16 protein-coding genes and 1 other RNA gene are annotated in these 17345 nt (G+C 49.4%); 15 read left to right on the top strand and 2 right to left on the bottom strand.

From position 1 onward, the window contains the following. Nucleotides 1–169 precede the first annotated feature (169 nt). The 9 genes from PGX44_RS10870 (at nucleotide 170) to PGX44_RS10830 (ending at nucleotide 9876) form a co-directional block, all read left to right on the top strand. Nucleotides 170–850, top strand: a complete 681-nt coding sequence (locus tag PGX44_RS10870) for a response regulator transcription factor (RefSeq protein WP_498855391.1) — start codon at nucleotides 170–172, stop codon at nucleotides 848–850. Between the two features lie 2 nt (nucleotides 851–852). Then, the gene (locus tag PGX44_RS10865) at nucleotides 853–2580 is read left to right on the top strand and encodes a sensor histidine kinase (RefSeq protein WP_498855390.1); all 1728 of its coding nucleotides are present in this window, start codon (nucleotides 853–855) and stop codon (nucleotides 2578–2580) included. Nucleotides 2581–2606: 26 nt separating this feature from the next. Next, the gene (gene larAH10, locus PGX44_RS10860) at nucleotides 2607–3914 is read left to right on the top strand and encodes an NPN-dependent 2-hydroxyacid racemase, LarAH10 family (protein ID WP_498855389.1); all 1308 of its coding nucleotides are present in this window, start codon (nucleotides 2607–2609) and stop codon (nucleotides 3912–3914) included. A gap of 316 nt (nucleotides 3915–4230) precedes the next feature. Further along, nucleotides 4231–5121 carry a phosphate ABC transporter substrate-binding protein gene (locus PGX44_RS10855; protein ID WP_186503562.1) on the top strand — a complete coding sequence of 297 codons (891 nt, stop codon included), beginning with the start codon at nucleotides 4231–4233 and terminating at the stop codon, nucleotides 5119–5121. Between the two features lie 124 nt (nucleotides 5122–5245). Continuing rightward, a complete protein-coding gene (gene pstC, locus PGX44_RS10850; RefSeq protein WP_498855388.1) occupies nucleotides 5246–6169 on the top strand; it encodes a phosphate ABC transporter permease subunit PstC in 924 nt (307 codons plus the stop codon). Nucleotide 6170: 1 nt separating this feature from the next. Next, nucleotides 6171–7049: a phosphate ABC transporter permease PstA gene (gene pstA / locus PGX44_RS10845; protein WP_222433648.1), complete on the top strand. Its 879-nt coding sequence runs from the start codon at nucleotides 6171–6173 to the stop codon at nucleotides 7047–7049. Next, the gene (pstB, locus tag PGX44_RS10840; protein WP_498855387.1) at nucleotides 7049–7894 is read left to right on the top strand and encodes a phosphate ABC transporter ATP-binding protein PstB; all 846 of its coding nucleotides are present in this window, start codon (nucleotides 7049–7051) and stop codon (nucleotides 7892–7894) included. Before pstA ends, pstB begins: the two co-directional genes overlap by 1 nt. A gap of 18 nt (nucleotides 7895–7912) precedes the next feature. Continuing rightward, nucleotides 7913–8551 (top strand): phosphate signaling complex protein PhoU, encoded by a 639-nt coding sequence (phoU, locus tag PGX44_RS10835; protein ID WP_498855386.1) that lies wholly within the window; start codon nucleotides 7913–7915, stop codon nucleotides 8549–8551. A gap of 284 nt (nucleotides 8552–8835) precedes the next feature. Next, the gene (locus tag PGX44_RS10830) at nucleotides 8836–9876 is read left to right on the top strand and encodes an ISL3 family transposase (RefSeq protein ID WP_498855385.1); all 1041 of its coding nucleotides are present in this window, start codon (nucleotides 8836–8838) and stop codon (nucleotides 9874–9876) included. Nucleotides 9877–10162: 286 nt separating this feature from the next. Here PGX44_RS10830 and PGX44_RS10825 read toward each other — a convergent pair whose 3' ends face one another. Further along, on the bottom strand, nucleotides 10163–11098 hold the full coding sequence (locus tag PGX44_RS10825) for a YitT family protein (RefSeq protein WP_186503559.1): 936 nt from the start codon (nucleotides 11096–11098) through the stop codon (nucleotides 10163–10165). Nucleotides 11099–11400: 302 nt separating this feature from the next. Here PGX44_RS10825 and ispE point away from each other — a divergent pair, with 302 nt between their 5' ends. Genes ispE through PGX44_RS10800 form a run of 5 tightly spaced genes read left to right on the top strand, consistent with a single transcriptional unit; the run spans nucleotide 11401 to nucleotide 15971 of the window. Next, nucleotides 11401–12255 (top strand): 4-(cytidine 5'-diphospho)-2-C-methyl-D-erythritol kinase, encoded by an 855-nt coding sequence (gene ispE / locus PGX44_RS10820; protein ID WP_498855384.1) that lies wholly within the window; start codon nucleotides 11401–11403, stop codon nucleotides 12253–12255. A 5-nt stretch (nucleotides 12256–12260) separates the two neighbouring features. Then, a complete protein-coding gene (locus tag PGX44_RS10815; RefSeq protein WP_186503557.1) occupies nucleotides 12261–13013 on the top strand; it encodes a GntR family transcriptional regulator in 753 nt (250 codons plus the stop codon). Nucleotides 13014–13027: 14 nt separating this feature from the next. Beyond that, nucleotides 13028–13192 carry a hypothetical protein gene (locus tag PGX44_RS10810; RefSeq protein ID WP_186503556.1) on the top strand — a complete coding sequence of 55 codons (165 nt, stop codon included), beginning with the start codon at nucleotides 13028–13030 and terminating at the stop codon, nucleotides 13190–13192. A 31-nt stretch (nucleotides 13193–13223) separates the two neighbouring features. Then, on the top strand, nucleotides 13224–14522 hold the full coding sequence (gene larAH10 / locus PGX44_RS10805) for an NPN-dependent 2-hydroxyacid racemase, LarAH10 family (RefSeq protein WP_498855383.1): 1299 nt from the start codon (nucleotides 13224–13226) through the stop codon (nucleotides 14520–14522). Nucleotides 14523–14573: 51 nt separating this feature from the next. After that, nucleotides 14574–15971 carry an FAD-binding oxidoreductase gene (locus PGX44_RS10800; protein ID WP_498855382.1) on the top strand — a complete coding sequence of 466 codons (1398 nt, stop codon included), beginning with the start codon at nucleotides 14574–14576 and terminating at the stop codon, nucleotides 15969–15971. Between the two features lie 232 nt (nucleotides 15972–16203). Here PGX44_RS10800 and ssrA read toward each other — a convergent pair. Further along, nucleotides 16204–16555, bottom strand: a transfer-messenger RNA (tmRNA) gene (gene ssrA / locus PGX44_RS10795). Between the two features lie 180 nt (nucleotides 16556–16735). Here ssrA and PGX44_RS10790 point away from each other — a divergent pair. Continuing rightward, entirely contained in the window at nucleotides 16736–17344 is a 609-nt protein-coding gene (locus PGX44_RS10790) for a hypothetical protein (RefSeq protein WP_288200978.1), read from the top strand. Nucleotide 17345: the final 1 nt, after the last annotated feature.

Here is a 17345-nt window from a genome sequence, read left to right as displayed (position 1 = left end):
GCAAATAAAAAGAGGATGTGGACAAAATGATTTCTCATTTTGTCACATCCCCTTTTTTACCGATTTTTTACGGGTTTCATATTTATTTGTCGGAGAATCGCATGTTATACTAATACTAAGTATAGGTAAAATTGATACTGTAGGCACATACAAGAGAGGATGAATTATAGTGGCTTTAATTTATTGTGTAGAAGATGACGCTAGTATCCGCGAGTTAATAGGCTATGCCTTGGAAAGTCAACACTTTGCTGTTAAGACCATGGCCGACGGCAAGGAATTCTGGCAGGCCTTAGAAGAAGAAAAGCCGGACCTGCTCTTGCTGGATATTATGCTTCCCGGTGAAAGCGGTATGGATATTTTACAGAAATTACGCAGTCAGACAGCTTATAAATCCTTGCCCATCATTATTCTCACGGCAAAAACCAGTGAATTTGATATTGCCAAGGGCCTCAATAAGGGGGCCGATGATTATGTCAAAAAGCCTTTTGGGATTGTTGAACTGACATCGCGCATCCACGCCGTATTGCGGCGCTGTGGGCAACAGGAGGAAGAGGAAGATACGCTCAATTGCGGCCCGATCAGCCTAAATGAAAAACGCCATGAAGTAATGGTCGACGGAGAACCGTGCCAGCTTACGGTGAAAGAATTTGAATTGTTACGCTATATGCTGATCAACCAGAATATTGTTCTTACGCGGGAACGCATTATGGAGGCCGTCTGGGGTTTTTCCTATGAAGGGGAAACGCGGACGATCGATATGCATATCCGCAGCCTGCGGCAGAAATTAGGTGATGCCAGCCGCTTCATTCTCACTGTCCGTGGCCTGGGCTATGTCATGAAGGGCGAATAGGTATGAAACGACGTATTTATCTCAGCCTGCTGGCTATGGGCTTTGCCTGTATGGCCGTGACCATTTTGATTTACAGCTGGGTCGTCTGGCATTCGGCACAAGAACAGGCCATGACAGAACTGAACAATGCCGTTACGATCATGACGACCAGTCTCAAACAGGTGGATGATCCGCTCCAGTATTTGCAGCAGACAGGACAGAATGAAAAGGGCAATATGCGTATTACCTGGATTGGCTCGACGGGACATATTTTGTATGAATCGGACTATGATCAGGAGGCCATGGAAAATCATTTGGAACGGCCGGAAGTGCAGGAAGCCATCAAAGAAGGGAAGGGCTCTTCTGTGCGTATGTCCAGCACGCTGGAAAAGACACTGTACTACAAGGCTGTCCGTTTGGATAACGGCACGATCTTGCGTCTCAGCTTAGAACGGCGCTCGTTGTATATGCATTTTCTTTCCCTCCTGCCGCTCTTGCTCTTGCTGCTGGCATTGACCTCCCTGGCTTGTATCAAAGCATCGCGGATGTTGACGACCAGCCTTTTGGCACCTTTGCGCCGGACGGCATTGATCATGGAAAATATCGGCTCGCCTGAAGATATACGCGGCAAAGTACCGCCTGTCTATTCGGAGCTGCGGCCGCTCGTGCAAAAGATTCTCGATCAAAGTGAAGTCATCAACCATACGATCCAGACACTGGAACAGCAGCGGAATGTAATCCGCCTGATGATGGAAAATTTGCAGGAAGGTGTCATTCTGACCGATCCGTCCTATAAAATTCTCGTCATTAACCAGTGTGCCAAGTCCGTCCTTGATCTGCGTCAAAATCTGACTGTATCGGGCCTCGATTTACCGTCCCTATTTACGGCAATTGACTGGGAGCTGATCCGGCAGGCCGGTACGTCTGAGGCGGCATCGGAGCAGCGCTTTGCCATGGAAGATTCCCTTTATCAGCTGACCGTACAGCCGGTCTATAAAGATCATACCTTTTATGGCGTGCTCTTTATCTTGGATGATATTACGGAACGGGAACGGCGGGAACAGCTGCGCCGGGAATTTACATCCAACGTGTCTCACGAGCTGAAAACACCCCTTACATCTATCAGGGGCTTTGCCGAAGTACTGGCGGCGGGGATGTTCAAAAGTCATGAAGATGCACAGCATTTCGGTACGCGGATTTATGAACAAGCCAACCGTCTCCTGGGGATGATTGAAGAGATTTTGCATCTCACACGGATTGAAGAAAAAAAACAAAGCAAACCTATGGAAGCGGTTCATTTGAAACCCATCGTCCAGGATGTAGCCAGCTTTATGGAGCCGGTCTTATTGGATAAACAGATCACTGTACACTGCACCTTAGCAGATGTCACCGTATGGGGAGATGAAGGACGTTTGCGGGAAGTCGTCGTCAATCTCGTTGACAACGCCGTGAAATATAATCGTCCCGGCGGCCATGTGTACGTATCCCTGCGCGAAGAAGACCAGCGCGTGTTGCTCCAGGTAACCGACACGGGCATCGGCATTCCTGAAGACAAGCAAAAACGCGTGTTTGAACGGTTCTACCGTGCCGATGTGAGCCATTCGGACAAGATCGAAGGCAGTGGTCTGGGACTTTCTATTGTCAAGCACATTGTTGATCAGCATCAAGGCCGGATTACCTTGACCAGCAAGGAAAACTCAGGCACCCAGATTACCGTGTCCTTTCCGGCTTACCGCGAGCAGAACGGGTAAAAGAAGCAGCAAGGGGGAAGAGAAAGTTGAAGACCTATACATTTCCATATGGCACGACAAACCAACGTCTCAGCCTGGACGAAGAGCATGTGCTCCTGTATCTCGATAGTCCCCAGGTGAAGGCCGTGCACGATGAAGAGGAAGCCATCCGTAAGTCCCTGTATAAGCCTGTATCCGGCCGGCCCTTACGGGAATGCGTGAAGGCCGGTGGTACGGTGGTCATCGTCGTCAGTGATATTACGCGGCCTGTCCATACCGATCGCATGCTGCGTATTCTCGTGGGAGAACTGAATCTCATGGGCGTACAGGATGAACAGATTACGGTGCTCATCGCGTTAGGCACACACCGGCAGCAAACGCGGGAAGAAACGGAAGCTGTTTGTGGCGCCGATATGGTACGGCGTCTCTATATTGTACAGCATGATTGTCATGACGAGTCACAGCTGCTTAGTATAGGTGTCACGTCCCGGGGAAACCAGGTACGCATTAACCGGCTGGCTGTCGAAGCGGATACGCTCATTGTTACGGGTGGTATTTCCTTTCATGATATGGCCGGCTTTGGCGGCGGCCGCAAGGCGATCCTGCCGGGTATTGCCGGCTATGACACGATTATGGCTAACCATGCCCTGGCCTTGAGCGATGATGAGGCCGATGGTATGAACCATAACTGTGATGCCGGCAAATTGCAGGGCAACCCCATTCATGAAGACATGATGGAAGGCGCTGCCTTCGTACCGCCTCATTTTCTGCTCAATTTGGTTTTTACGGCCTCGGGCAGCCTATATGATGTCGTCAGTGGCGCCTGGGATACGGCCTGGCAGAAGGGCTGTGAAAAGCTCTTAGCCCTCGATGGTGTGTCCATACCAACGCAGGCCGATGTGGTCATCGGCTCAGCTGGCGGCTATCCTAAGGATATCAATATGTACCAGGCAACAAAGGCTCATATGAATGCCGTCTTTGCCGTTAAACCCGGCGGTATCCTGATTTTGGCTATGGCCTGCGAAGATATGTATGAACCGGCGTCCTTTGCCGATTGGTTTTTCCGTGACGACCTGTCCCAGGTTTTGACAGAAGTGAAGCAGCATTTTACGATTCCTGCTTTTTCTGCTTACAAGACGCGCTGCATCATCAGGCAGCTGAAGGCTGTCATCATCGTTACGGAACCGCAGTACTTCCATGTCATCCGCAAGAGCGGCCAGATTCCGGCCCTCAGTATGGACGAGGCCTGGGGAATCGCCAGAAGGCTGCTTACGGAAGACGGAAAAGAAGCCTCCTATACGGTTACAGTCATGCCCTATGCGGCGTCGACACTGCCCTTATATACGGGCAAATAAGGCGGCACGGCTGCGATAACCTCCGGGAGGAATTGCACATGGTAGTGTATTTAGGCGCTATAGCTATTTCTGTACCGGAGAAGATAATCGGTGGATTTCACTTGCAGTAAGCATTACTAATCTATAAATTTTTGTGCACGCTGGCAAAAAAAGCCTGTATATGGGGCTGCAACCAGGATTAGACCTGGCTGCAGCCTCTTTTTTTTGACGCAATCTTTACTTTGGCCACATAGACTCCTTACATTGCCTTGTTACGATAGGTATGCAATTAAACATACACATACGATTCCACTAAAGGAAAAGGAGACGATTTACGATGAATTTGAAGAAATTAGTTTTGATGGGTCTGGCTGCCATGATGGTATTTGGTGCTGCCGGTTGTGGCAGTTCCAACGATGCAAACAAGTCTGATGCCAAGACGCAGGCCGTATCCGGCAGCATTACCGGTTCCGGTTCATCGGCTCTGCTGCCCTTAGTGAAAGATGCAGCAGAAAAATATAAAGCTGAACATAAAGATGTATCGATCAGCCTCAATGCCGGAGGTTCCGGTACAGGCTTGAAACAGGTATCTGATGGCTCTGTCGATATGGGCAACTCCGATGTACCGGCTGATACGAAGCTGAGCAAAGATCAGGCTGATAAACTGGAAGATCACAAAGTCTGCGTTATGACGGTTGCTACGATCGCTAACAAAGACGTTGCCGGCCAGGTCAAATCCCTGACCCGTCAGCAGCTGACAGATATCTTCACCGGCAAGATCACCAACTGGAAAGAAGTTGGCGGCCCGGATGAAAAGGTTGTCCTCGTAACCCGTCCGAAAACGTCCGGTACGCGTGCTCTCTTCAAACAGTATGCCCTTAACGGTGCCGAAGAAGCGTCTAACCAGTCTTTGGAAACAGATAACTCCGGTATCCTCGTCCAGAGTGTTGCCCAGAATCCGGGTGCTATCGGCTACGTAGCCCTGCCGTACCTGATCAACGATTCGACGGTTGGTTCTATCGCTATCGACGGCGTAGCTCCGACACTGGAAAATACATATAACGGCACATACTCCGTCTGGGGCTATGAACACATTTACACCAGCAAGGATCCGAAACCGGCTGTTAAATCGTTCATCGACTACATCCTCTCCGACAAATATGGCCAGCGCATCGAAGAACTTGGCTATGGTGTCAGCAGCAAGATGCAGACTAAAGAAGTTCACTAAGAGTGAAGCAATCGGATAAGCGCTAAATACATATGGCGTGCAACAGATTGTTTTCCGGGAAGACACGGTCTCACGGGGCTCTCCCTGCGGGGCCGTGTACTTTATATGGAGGTTCGAATAAATAATGATAAACGCACTCGCATTAGCTGTCCGCCGGGCCCACAGGAATGAGAAAACAGCACGTATTCTCATCACCATGTGCGGCATAGGCACGGCCTTGGTACCTTTTCTCATCGGTGCCTTCCTGCTCCTCAAGGGCACGGATACCTTTTTTGTTTTTCACCACAGTCTGGGAGAATTCCTCTTCTCTGGCGTTTGGAACCCGAGCGATACGGCAGAAGGCGGCGGTCACGTAGGAGCGGCCATGTTCCTTTCCGGTTCTCTCGTCACCTGTGCCCTGGCTCTCGTTTTATCCCTGCCTTTATGTATTTCTACCGCTATTTTTATGACAGAGATCGCTACGCCGCGCACACGCCGCTTGATTCAGCCGGCTGTCGAACTCTTCACAGGGATTCCTTCTGTTGTCTACGGCTGGATTGGCCTGACTGTTCTCGTGCCGTTCCTGCGCCTTATTTTCCCCATGCCCTTCGGTTTCTCCGTCCTGGCTGCCGGTTGTGTCCTGGCGGTCATGATTTTCCCGACCATTACGACGATGGCAGCAGATGCCATGGCAGCTGTGCCGAAAACGTGGCGTGAAGCCTCGTACGGACTGGGTGCTACCCGCTGGGAAACCATTGCCCATATCGTTCTGCCTGCTGCCAAAGGCGGTATCTTTACGGGTATCATCTTAGGCTTGGCCCGTGCCCTTGGGGAAGCGCTGGCTGTCGCCATGGTTATCGGCCAGATGAAAGTCTTTCCGACGTCCCTCTTCCTGCCGGCCAGTACGCTTACGACGGCCATTGCCTCGGATATGGGCGGTGCTATGGAAGGCGGCGAATACAGCGCAGCTCTCTGGACGATGGCGCTGACCTTGTTCCTCTTGTCCTTCTTGTTTATCTTCCTGATCCATCGCCTCAACCACGCATCGGATTTGAAGGGAGGAAAATAAATTGACCAGCTTAGCACAAAAGAAACGTTCTGATTCCATTATGACCGCCTTGTTTGTCGGCGGTGCCGGCTTTGCCGTCGTCCTGCTCGTCGCCTTTGTCGGCTTCGTTATCATACAGGGTGTCGAAGGTATGACGCCGGAAATGCTCTCCTTTGGCCCCCATGGGTTGGGCGATATGTTCTTTAACACGGTGTACCTCGTCGTTCTGGCTCTCGTCGGCAGTATGATTACAGGCATTCCTGCCGGGATTTTCCTGGCCGAATATGCCGGCAACGGCAAAGTGACTCATTGGGTACGTATGGCTATTGAAACCTTGGCATCCCTGCCATCTATCGTCGTCGGCCTCTTTGGCTACCTGGCCTTTATCGTCATGACCGGTTCCCAGTGGAACCTCTTTGCCGGTGCCTTGGCCGTATCCATCCTGACCTTGCCGTTAGTTACGTCTGTTACGGAAGATGCCCTGCGCAACCTGCCGGACAGCTACCGTCAAGGGAGCCTGGGCCTGGGTGCTTCCCATTGGCAGACCATTTGGAATATTTTGCTGCCGGCTTGTTTTCCCCGTATTATGACGGGTCTCATCATGGCTGCCGGCCGTGGCTTCGGTGAAGCTGCTGCCCTCATGTTTACAGCCGGTATGTCGACGGATATCGATTGGACGAACTGGGATATTACATCGAGCTCGTGTCCGTTAAATCCCTTCCGTCCGGGCGAAACGCTGGCCCTGCACATTTGGGCCCTGCGTACAGAAGCTCTGCATCCCGATGCCGTACAGATGGCCAGTGCCTCGTCGGCAATCCTCATGATAATGGTTGTTTCGTTCAGCCTGGCCGCACGCTGGCTCAGCTGGAGAATTGATAAGAAAATGGGAGGAAGTAAATAATGACTGAAATGACAACAACGCTGATTGGCTCCGGTGCTGCTAAAGCTACTGAACAGGAAGCCGTACACGTTTCTCAGGAAGCCGCCGGCGATGCAGAATATACCTTTTCTGTAGAAGGCCTGGACCTCTTTTATGACCAGACGCAGGCGCTGAAAAATATTAATATGAATATTGAAAAGAATCATATTACAGCTCTCATCGGTCCTTCCGGTTGCGGTAAATCTACCTTTCTTAAAACGCTGAACCGCATGAATGACTGGGTAGAAGGCTGCCGCGTTACCGGTAAAATCCAGTTCGAAGGGAAGGATATCTTCAAAGAAGTCGATCCCCTGGCCTTGCGCTATCGTGTAGGCATGGTCTTCCAGCAGCCGACGCCGTTCCCGAAGAGCATTTTTGAAAACGTTGCCTATGGCCCGCGTATTCAAGGTATTTCCAATAAAAAGGAATTGGCTGAAATTGTCGAACAAAGTCTGCGTCAGGCCGTCATTTGGGATGAACTGAAAGACCGTCTGAATGAAAGTGCCTTAGGTCTTTCCGGCGGCCAGCAGCAGCGTCTCTGCATTGCCCGTACCCTGGCTGCCCGTCCGTCGGTTATTCTCATGGACGAACCGACTTCAGCACTGGATCCGATTTCCACCCAGAAGATTGAAGACCTGGCTCTGGAATTAAAAAAAGACTACACTATCGTCATCGTCACACACAGCATGCAACAGGCCCGCCGTATTTCTGATAAGACAGCCTTCTTCCTGCTTGGTGAGCTGATTGAATTCAACGATACAGTGGACATGTTTACCCAGCCGTCTAATGCGCAGACGGAAGCGTATATTACTGGCCGTTTCGGCTGATCACAGGGAGGTACCATTTTGGAATCATACGATATTGCAATTAGCGAGCTCAAGAGCCGCTTGGATAATTTGGGTCTGGCTGTAGAACAGGCAGTCAGCGAAACGGCTAAGGCTTTGGCGACGATGGACGTAGAACTGGCGAAAAAAATCTATGAAGGCGACGATGAAATCGATGCCCTCGTACGGGAATGCATGAAAAAGGATATGACCATTGATATGCTGCAAAACCCGGTGGCTACGGATTGGCGTAACCTCATGGCAACGCTGAAAATCCTTTCTGATATGGAACGCATTGCCGATCACTGTGCCGATATCAGCCACTATATTCTTCATTTGAAGGAATATGGTGATCCTGTTGACCAGCCGGAAGGCCTCATGGAAATGTACGCCGTCATGTCGTCCATGGTGAGTGATGTGCTCGATTTCTACAAGGGGAAAAACAGTTCACAGGCCGATCTCATGAAGGACAAGGATGATATCGTAGATGAAGCCTTTAACCGGCTGATCGCGCAGATTTCGGAAAAGGTGAAGATCGATCCTGACCATTCGCGGCAGTACATTGCCTACGTCCTTATCGTCAAGTATATTGAACGCATGGCCGATCATGCCAACAATATTGCTGAATGGGTCATTTATCGGGAAAAGAATCGATTATAAGCAGAAAAAAAGGCTCTATAATAAATGTGGGGGTTATGACAGAATTTTACCTTCTGTCATAACCCCTTTTTGGATTAAAAAATGGACATAAGATAATCCATCCTTTACTATTAAAGTGACCAAACCCAACAGAAAGGAAGATGTCTTATGTCCGAATCTAATTATATCGAAAAATTTCTCTCTTTGAAGATGCCACTGTAATTTCTATTCAGGTAACGGATGAATCCGATATCTTAGAACTGGAAATTCCCCGCAAAGAGCATTCCTGTCCGCATTGTTAGACGATGACTGACAAAATAAAAGGATATCGTGATCAAACCGTATTACTTACATTTCTGAATGACCGGCCAGTGTATGTACATTTCCGAAAAAGATGCTACGTTTGCCCACATTGCCACCATAGCTTTGCTGAGCCATTGTCTTTCGTCCAGCGATACCAACGCAAAAGCCAGAAGATTATCCTGCAAATGGTAAAAGAGTGCCGGTCTAAACAGACATTCTCGGACATTGCCTGCAGATATCTTGCCTCGGTTACTACAGCTATACGCTATTTTGATCGTATAGAATGTCCTAAGATGCGCGTGTTGCCGGAGATCTTATCTATTGATGAATTCAGGGGAAATGCGGGTGGCATGCGCTTTCAAACGATTCTTACTGATCCGATAACCCATGATATTCTGGATATTTTGCCTAATGATAAGACCGAAGACCTAATCCGGTACTTTTTAACCTTTCCAATCGAACAGAGAAAGAAAGTGCATTGGGTCGTCATAGACATGGCGAATAAGTTTCGCATGGTAATTCAGGCCGTATTTCCTAACGCTGCCATCGTCAACGATCGGTTTCATGTGACCCGACTGGTATTGTGGGCCATGGAACGGTTCCGTAAGCGTGTGCAAAAAGAATTCCCTAGCCATTGCCGCTATTTAAAGCATAATAAGCGAATTCTGACTAAGGCAGGACGTTCTTTGACAGAATACGAACTGGTTTGTTTGGAAGAAATCTTGTCGCGTTCAGAGAATCTGCGAACGGCCTACCGGTTGAAGGAAAGCTTTTACTGGGTCCGAAAAGCAAACGGACGTGCCCAAGTAATAAAGGAACTGCGAGCATGGCTCGAAGAGGTTCGCCAGGCGGGCCTGGCAGAGTTTAAATCCTTATTAACTTCATTTACGGACTGGTTTGATTATATTATTAATGCCCTGTGCCTGCCTTGGTCCAATGGCTACACAGAAGGCTGTAACAATAAGATAAAAGTCTTGAAACGCATCAGCTTTGGGGTCCGTAACTTCAAACGATTTAGGAACCGAATCATGGATCTCGCATGATTCGGTTCCATGGTTACTTTGATAGTTTAAGAAAAGGTTACCACTACATTTGACAAAGAACCAAAAAAAAGAGCAGGCAGGGAAATCCCTGACCTGTTCTTTTTTTTCTTAGAAAACACCAGGACTACCATTAACACGTAATAAAAAATATGCATAAAAGCCGCTGGAACGCAATTGAACCTGACCAGGAGAAGATGTACAGGTGCCGGTTCTGAAAACAGCAATGAGGCGAATAGACAAAAAAGAGCAGCTCCGCTGGGGCTGCTCTTAGCGATTTTGGAATGGATTAATATTCCGGTGGCAACGTATTTTTCGTATGGGGCATGGACATGGATGAATTCGGCGGCAGGCCCTGCTTGGCGGCCGGACGGGTAAAGCCCTGGCCGACGACTTCAGAGGCATCGCTAAAGGTCATAAAGGCCAAGGGATCCAATTTGTTAACCAGCTGCTTGACACGGGCTACTTCCGTCAGTTTGATAATGGCGTAGATAATCTGTTTGTCCTGCATGGTATAAGCACCTTGGCCGTGGAGGTACGTAGCACCGTGGCCGATATAGCGCATGAGCACCGGGGCGATGACGTCAGCCCGGTTGGAAATGATAATGACCGTTTTGCGCTGTTTTAGGCCGACGACGACTTTGTTGGTTACAAAGGCGGAAATATAGACGCCGACGAAGGTGAGGACGGCCAGTTCCAAACTAAAGAGGTAGGCGGCAAAAATGAGGATGACCATATTCAGGACCATGACGACGTTGCCCATTTCCATAGAGTAAAATTTCTTTACGATGGCACCGACGACGTCCAGGCCGCCGCTGTTGCCGTTGTATTTGTAAATAATACCCATGCCCAGGCCGTTTACGGCACCGCCTGTAATGGAAGAAATCATAGGATCCTTGATGATCGTCATATCCGATAAGAAGGCTGTCGCATCAAAGGAGATGGACATGATGATAGTACCGACAATACTTAAAATCGTATATTGCCGGCCCATGAACTTGTAGCAGGCAATCATGATCGGGATATTCAGAATGAACATGCCCAGGCCAATAGGGAGTCCCGTCAGGTAGTAAACTAAAATAGAAATACCACTGATACCGCCGCTTAATAAATGATGGGGAACAAAAAACGCCGTTACACCGATGGCAGCGATGATACTGCCTATGAGCGTAGCAACGTACGGAATCAAAAACTCTTTGAGATTAAATTCTTCCTGGGCTTTCATGATTACCCTCCGTGGTTTACAGGTGAAAGATTGTAAAAACCAAAAAAAAACATTATAATGAAAGTTATAATATCTATGTACAGTCGTTGGCTGAAGGGCCCTCTAAAGGGCTTTCCATAAGAAAACAGCCTGAACTGTTTCACTATTATAGCATAGGTATGTTTTAATTCAATACAAAAATATTTAAATCAGAAAAATGCAGGCAAAAGCTGAGGGGACTTTTTTCTGACCATGGATTTGCACGGAAAAACCATATATTTTTATGTATGTGTGACGTGCTTTTACAGGAGTGTAAACTGAGAATGATAGAAGAAAAAGGATACGGAAAAATCAACCTGGCCCTGTGCATTACAGGACGCCGTCCCGACGGATATCATGATATTGACACCGTATTTCAGTCCATTGCTCTCTGCGATACGATCCGCTTGGAACGGGCTGATGACGTACAGCTGACCTGTTCAGAACCGGCGCTGCCTTGCGACAGCTCGAACCTGGCCTACAAGGCCTATGAAGCCATGCGCCCGTATTGTAAAGGCCCGTCCGGGGTTCATATCCATATCGAGAAGCACATCCCCATTGCTGCCGGATTAGCCGGTGGCAGTACGGATTGTGCAGCCGTACTGCGCGGTCTGAACCGGCTGTGGCAGCTGCACTTTTCCGACAGCCGGTTGTGCGAAATCGGGGCCGCGCTGGGGGCAGACGTTCCCTTTTGCATCCGTGGTGGTACAGCCCGTGGCACCGGCGTAGGCGAAGTGCTGAAACGACTGCCGTCACTGCCCGGTTGGCCGGTTCTCATTATTCATCCCCACGTGGCCGTGCATACTGGCGAAGCGTACGAACTCTTTGACCGGCAAACGATACAGTCGCCGGTGGACATTAACGCCCAGGAAGCGGCTGTACGCACGGGTATTCTGGAACGGGTCATGGATTCGTTGGGCAATACCTTTGAAGAGCTGGTCATTCCCATCGTACCGGAAATCCGGCACTTAAAACAGATGCTGCATCGCGAAGGACTGAGGCCGCTCATGTCAGGCAGCGGGCCCACCCTTTTTGCACTCATTCCGCCACAGCATAAACATCACGAAATTGCTACCCGGCTGCGTGCTGTACTGCAGGATGCGGATATTTTCACAAGTACCTTAGTAACAGGGGAGTAAGAGGAATGGAAACAGGCGATACAAAACATAAAAAATTAGAACCTATTAAACTGGATGCCTACCGTCCGTTACGGGAAGTCGTCAGTGAGGCCTTGCGTAAGGCTATCAAGGATGGGGTCCTTAAACCGGGCGAACGGCTCATGGAGATCCGCCTGGCTGACGAACTGGGCGTAAGCCGGACACCGATACGCGAAGCAATCCGCAAGCTCGAACTCGAAGGCTTCGTCGTTATGGTACCGCGCAGGGGAACCTATGTGGCCGATATTTCCTTGAAGGATATCGTACAGGTTTTTGAAATCCGCAGTGCCCTGGAAGAACTCTCGGCCGGTTTGGCGGCCGAACGGATTACGGCTGACGAGCTGGAACATTTGGAACGGATTCTCGTAGAGATTAATGAATATATAGAAAACGATGACTTCGATAAGATTGTCGATGCTGACGTGCGCTTTCATGATATTTTGTATCATGCCAGCCGCAATAACCGTCTCGTCGATATCCTGAATAACCTGCGGGAGCAAATGCTGCGCTTCCGGTCTATTTCCATGCATTATCCTGGCCGCCTGGCCGCTACGTGGGAAGAGCACCGGCAAATGGTGGAATACATTGCTGATCATAATAGTGCGCAGGCCCGTAAAATTGCCAAAAAACATATGGAAAATTCGGAACGGACTCTGCTCAAGGGAATCAATAAGGATGAAGAGTCGGCCCGCTGGGTGCAGGAACTCTTTCCACATCATGAGGAAGAAGCGCACGAATAACAGGAGAAGCGATCATGATACACAACATGACACATCATTTAAAGGACTTTCGCAAGAAATTTGAACGGGATGATGATTTTGAGGAGTTTCTTTTTATCCTCACGTTCAGTCTTTTTTGTCTTCTCTTCATACGCGTCCTGGTAGCCATCTACATGGGACACTGGGGACTTTTTGAATAGCTGTGATAGCATAAGAAAAGAGGGGAATCGTATGCCAATTTTTTCATTGCCCTTTGGTAAGGGGACAGAGACCATTACACTGCCTGAAGAGCACCTGTTATACGATTTGCGGGGCCGTGAAACCCAGGCCGTCGCAGACGAAGAGGCTGCCGTACAGGCCGCGCTTGAGCATCCGATTGGCAGTGCGCCTTTAGCTGAAATCGTACAGGCCGGTGATACCGTAACCATTGTCGTTAGCGATGTCACACGGCTGGTACATACGGACCGCATGCTGCCGGTCATCGTAGGGGAACTAAACCGCATCGGCGTAGCAGATGAGCAAATTACGGTCCTCATCGCGCCGGGAACGCACAGGGCCCACACGCAGGCCGAGGATGAACTCGTTTGCGGTAAGGATATGGTCCGGCGCCTGCGTATTGTCCAGCATGATTGCCATGATGCGGCCCAGCTGACCTGCGTTGGCCGGACCAGCTATGGGAATGACATTTATATCAATACGGCGGCCGTTAAAGCGGATAAATTGATTCTCACCGGGGCCGTATCGTTTCATCCGATGGCCGGGTATGGCGGTGGCCGTAAGGCTGTCGTTCCGGGCATTGCCGGTTTTGATACGATCATGCGTAACCATGCCCTGGCCTTAGCAGAAACGCCGGGTTCAGGCTGTAATCCTGCCTGTGATGCCGGCCTCCTGGCAGGCAATCCCTTTCACGAAGATATGCAGGAAGCATGCGCTCTCGTAGCACCTGATTTTCTCGTCAATACGGTCTTTACTACCGATGGGGACCTCTACGAAGTCGTTGCCGGTCATTGGCTGGAGGCCTGGAAAAAGGGGTGTCACGATTTGCTGTCTATCGGCAGCGTGCCCATTACGGAGCGTGCCGACATAACCATTGCCTCTGCCGGAGGCTATCCTAAGGATATGAACCTTTACCAGTCGATAAAAGCCCATATGAATGCTGCCTTTGCAACGAAACCGGGCGGCATTATGATCTTTACCCTTGATTGTCCGGATATTCAGGAACCGGCTATTTTTACAGACTGGTTTTTCCGCAATGATCTGGATCAATGTGAGGCCGATTTACGCGAACATTTTCTCATGCCCGGCTTTGTCGCTTTTAAAGGGCGTTGTATAATCCGCTCTATGAAACGCGTGTACGTTGTCACGCGGCCGGAAAATTTTGCCATCATCCGGCAGAGCGGACAGATACCGGCAGCTTCGCTGGCAGAAGCTTGGCAGATGGCCCAAACAGAGCTGGCTGAATTGGACCATCCCTATACCTATACTATTATGAGCCACGCATCGGGGACCTTGCCGGTACTGCAACAGTGATACCTGATTTTGGCAGAAACTATCTGCAAGGATGCGGAAAGGACGAATAAAATGAACTATAACTCTGTAACAAATGAAGTCATTCAGGCCTTGGAACAAATCGTAGGTGCACGCAACGTCAAGACGGCACCGGAAGTGCTCGAAGCGTATCAGTCCGATGAAAGTCTGACACCGGATTTGTGGCACTTGCCGGAAGTCGTCGTCTCGCCGGGCAGTACAGAAGAAGTGGCGGCCATAATGAAAGTGGCCAACCAATATAAGGTTCCTGTCACGCCGCGCAGTGCCGGAACAAGCGTCAGTGCCGGCGCTGTTCCTGTATACGGCGGTATTGTCCTCCTCATGGAACGGATGAACCGGATTTTGGAAATCAATACGGAAGGTATGTATCTCGTAGCCGAAGCCGGCGCCAGAACGGCTGATATTCAGGCTGCAGCCAAGGAAAAGGGCCTGATGTATGCCGGCGATCCTTGTAGTGCAGACAGTTGTCTCATCGGTGGCAATCTGGCTACCAACGCCGGTGGCAACAAGGCCGTCCGCTATGGCACGACACGGCACCAGGTGTATGCCATTGAAGCTGTTCTGCCCAACGGAAAAATTGCCCACCTCGGTGCACCGCTCAAAAAGTGTTCTACCGGCTACTGTCTGAACCAGCTGATCATCGGCTCGGAAGGGACGCTGGGCATCATTACACAGGCAACTCTCAAGCTCGTCCCCTTAGCGCCGTATAAGTTGGATGTACTGGCTGTCTTTACGGATTTGAAAAAAGCGACGGCCTTGGTGCCGCAGCTGATCAAAGCCGGCCTCAATCCGACATCGGTCGAATTTATGGACAATAATTTCGTTCGCAGTGCCAGCGACTATAGCGAGCTGCGTCTGCCGCACTATGAAGACGGAATTTATGATATCGTTTCCATTGAGACGTTCAGCGAACACGAGCTCGATGAAAAGATGGAAAAACTGGCAGAGGTTTGTGAAGCCTGCGGTGCCACGGATGTGGTAGAAGCCGATGACCGGGTGTGGAAGGTACGGCGTAATTGCCTGGAAAGCACGCGTGTTTTCTCCCGTGTAGCGACCTCGGAAGATTTGGTCGTACCGGTAACAAAAATTGCCGAATGTATTCAGACCCTTGTAGAAGAAAGCAAGAAATACGATTTCCTTATTTTCTGTCTGGCCCATGCCGGCGATGGCAATCTGCACTTCCAAATCATGAAGCGTGACATGCCCGACGATGAATGGGAACGGCAGCTGGCCCAGTTCCGTGCCTTTGCCTATCCCTACGTCTATCAGCTGGGCGGCCGCCTTTCCGGCGAACACGGCATTGGCTATAAGCGCCTGTCCTATATGGAACAATATACAGATCCTGTCGAATTGGAACTCATGAAAACGATTAAAAAAGCAATGGACCCCAATGGAATCCTGAACCCGGATAAAATTATTCATGTAGAATAAGCTGCTCTAAAGGGGGCGCGCCAAGAAGCGGAGCAAAAACGAGTATTCATTTTTGCTCCGCCTCTTGGCTTTTTCTTGGCTTTTCGCAGTGTAGTGATATCTTTATACAAAAACGGCAACAACAGAAGCGGTCGCTTTGTTGTTGCCGTTTTTTGGATGTACGAAATAACCTGGTACATCAATAGCCCTAAAATCAATCAGTATTGGGGAATCAGCAAATTGCTGTCAGTTATGGTGGAGATGAGGAGAGTCGAACTCCTGTCCGTAAATGCTGCCCCATGAACTTCTCCGAGCGCAGACCTTGTTAGTTATCTCGAGCAGTTGTCGTACAAGGACAAACTAGACTGACTCCAGCCTGTGAGATTCCCATACCGGCTTCCAGGTAAGGCCGGCAGGTATCCTGCTATGTGACGTCCCATTCCGCCCGCAGGAATGGAGAAACGGGACGTTAGCTGCACTTAGGCAGCTAAAGCAAAGTTTTCTTCTTTAGCGTTTAATTTAACGTTTTCACCGATTTACGGGCAGATGACACCCCGGCTCGCTATTCATGATACAACCATCCACGTCGAAACCTTTACATCCCCATGTAAAGGATACACACTGTATTAGTGTATATTGCAGTATAACACACAAAAAGTAAAAATGCAAATAAGAATGGATAAGAAGTTTTGCCTAAAAAAGACAGACTCTGTTCTGTATATTTTTTGGGGATATGCTATAATAAAAGGTACCATATTGGTATTCTTTACGAGGGGTGAGGGGACATGAAGGAATTACCGCTTTTTAAAGTAGGCAATTATTATGGGTATAATCAGGAATTATTTACAGACCGCTGGATGAATATCGGTGGCTGCGGGGCTGTAACGGCTTGTGACGTGAGCATTTATCTGGCTTTGAACCGGGGACAGGCCCGCTTGTATCCTTATGACGCCCGCCATCTGACGGCTCAGGATTACATTACCTTTTCACAGATTATGAAGCCGTATTTGCGGCCCCGTGAGCACGGCATCGATACGCTCGAGCTCTGGATGGATGGCTATCAGGCATATCTTGATTCTGTCGGCGAAAAGAATCTTTTTATGAAAGGCCTCTATAGCGACTGTCCGTTAGCTGAATTGGAACAGGCTGTTAAAGAGGAAATCGATGCCAATTTGCCAGTACCTTACTTAAACCTGCGCCATCGTAACCCTGATTTGGCAGACTACGTCTGGCATTGGTTTTGGCTCGCAGGGTATGCGTCATTTGAAAACACCTTTATGGTCAAACTCGTTACGTATGGCAGCTTTCGCTGGTTTCCTTTAGATGAACTCTGGGACAGCGGTTATAGCCGGAAAGGCGGCATTATCCTGTTGAATCTGAAAGAAGAGGAGTGAC

The sequence above is a fragment of the Caecibacter sp. AF58-12pH5A genome, assembly GCF_027681725.1.
Taxonomy (GTDB): Bacteria; Bacillota; Negativicutes; order Veillonellales; family Megasphaeraceae; genus Megasphaera; species Megasphaera hominis.
The sequence above is the reverse complement of the archived record's forward strand: the minus strand, read 5'-3'. Positions and strand labels throughout refer to the sequence as shown.

Bases quoted from the DNA above. Each gene is read 5' to 3' on its own strand.
- PGX44_RS10865 (WP_498855390.1), top strand. From the start codon at position 853: ATGAAACGACGTATTTATCTCAGCCTGCTGGCTATGGGCTTTGCCTGT.
- PGX44_RS10855 (WP_186503562.1), top strand. From the start codon at position 4,231: ATGAATTTGAAGAAATTAGTTTTGATGGGTCTGGCTGCCATGATGGTA.
- pstC (WP_498855388.1), top strand. From the start codon at position 5,246: ATGATAAACGCACTCGCATTAGCTGTCCGCCGGGCCCACAGGAATGAG.
- pstB (WP_498855387.1), top strand. From the start codon at position 7,049: ATGACTGAAATGACAACAACGCTGATTGGCTCCGGTGCTGCTAAAGCT.
- PGX44_RS10830 (WP_498855385.1), top strand. From the start codon at position 8,836: ATGACTGACAAAATAAAAGGATATCGTGATCAAACCGTATTACTTACA.
- PGX44_RS10825 (WP_186503559.1), bottom strand. From the start codon at position 11,098: ATGAAAGCCCAGGAAGAATTTAATCTCAAAGAGTTTTTGATTCCGTAC.
- ispE (WP_498855384.1), top strand. From the start codon at position 11,401: ATGATAGAAGAAAAAGGATACGGAAAAATCAACCTGGCCCTGTGCATT.
- PGX44_RS10815 (WP_186503557.1), top strand. From the start codon at position 12,261: ATGGAAACAGGCGATACAAAACATAAAAAATTAGAACCTATTAAACTG.
- PGX44_RS10810 (WP_186503556.1), top strand. From the start codon at position 13,028: ATGATACACAACATGACACATCATTTAAAGGACTTTCGCAAGAAATTT.
- larAH10 (WP_498855383.1), top strand. From the start codon at position 13,224: ATGCCAATTTTTTCATTGCCCTTTGGTAAGGGGACAGAGACCATTACA.
- PGX44_RS10800 (WP_498855382.1), top strand. From the start codon at position 14,574: ATGAACTATAACTCTGTAACAAATGAAGTCATTCAGGCCTTGGAACAA.
- PGX44_RS10790 (WP_288200978.1), top strand. From the start codon at position 16,736: ATGAAGGAATTACCGCTTTTTAAAGTAGGCAATTATTATGGGTATAAT.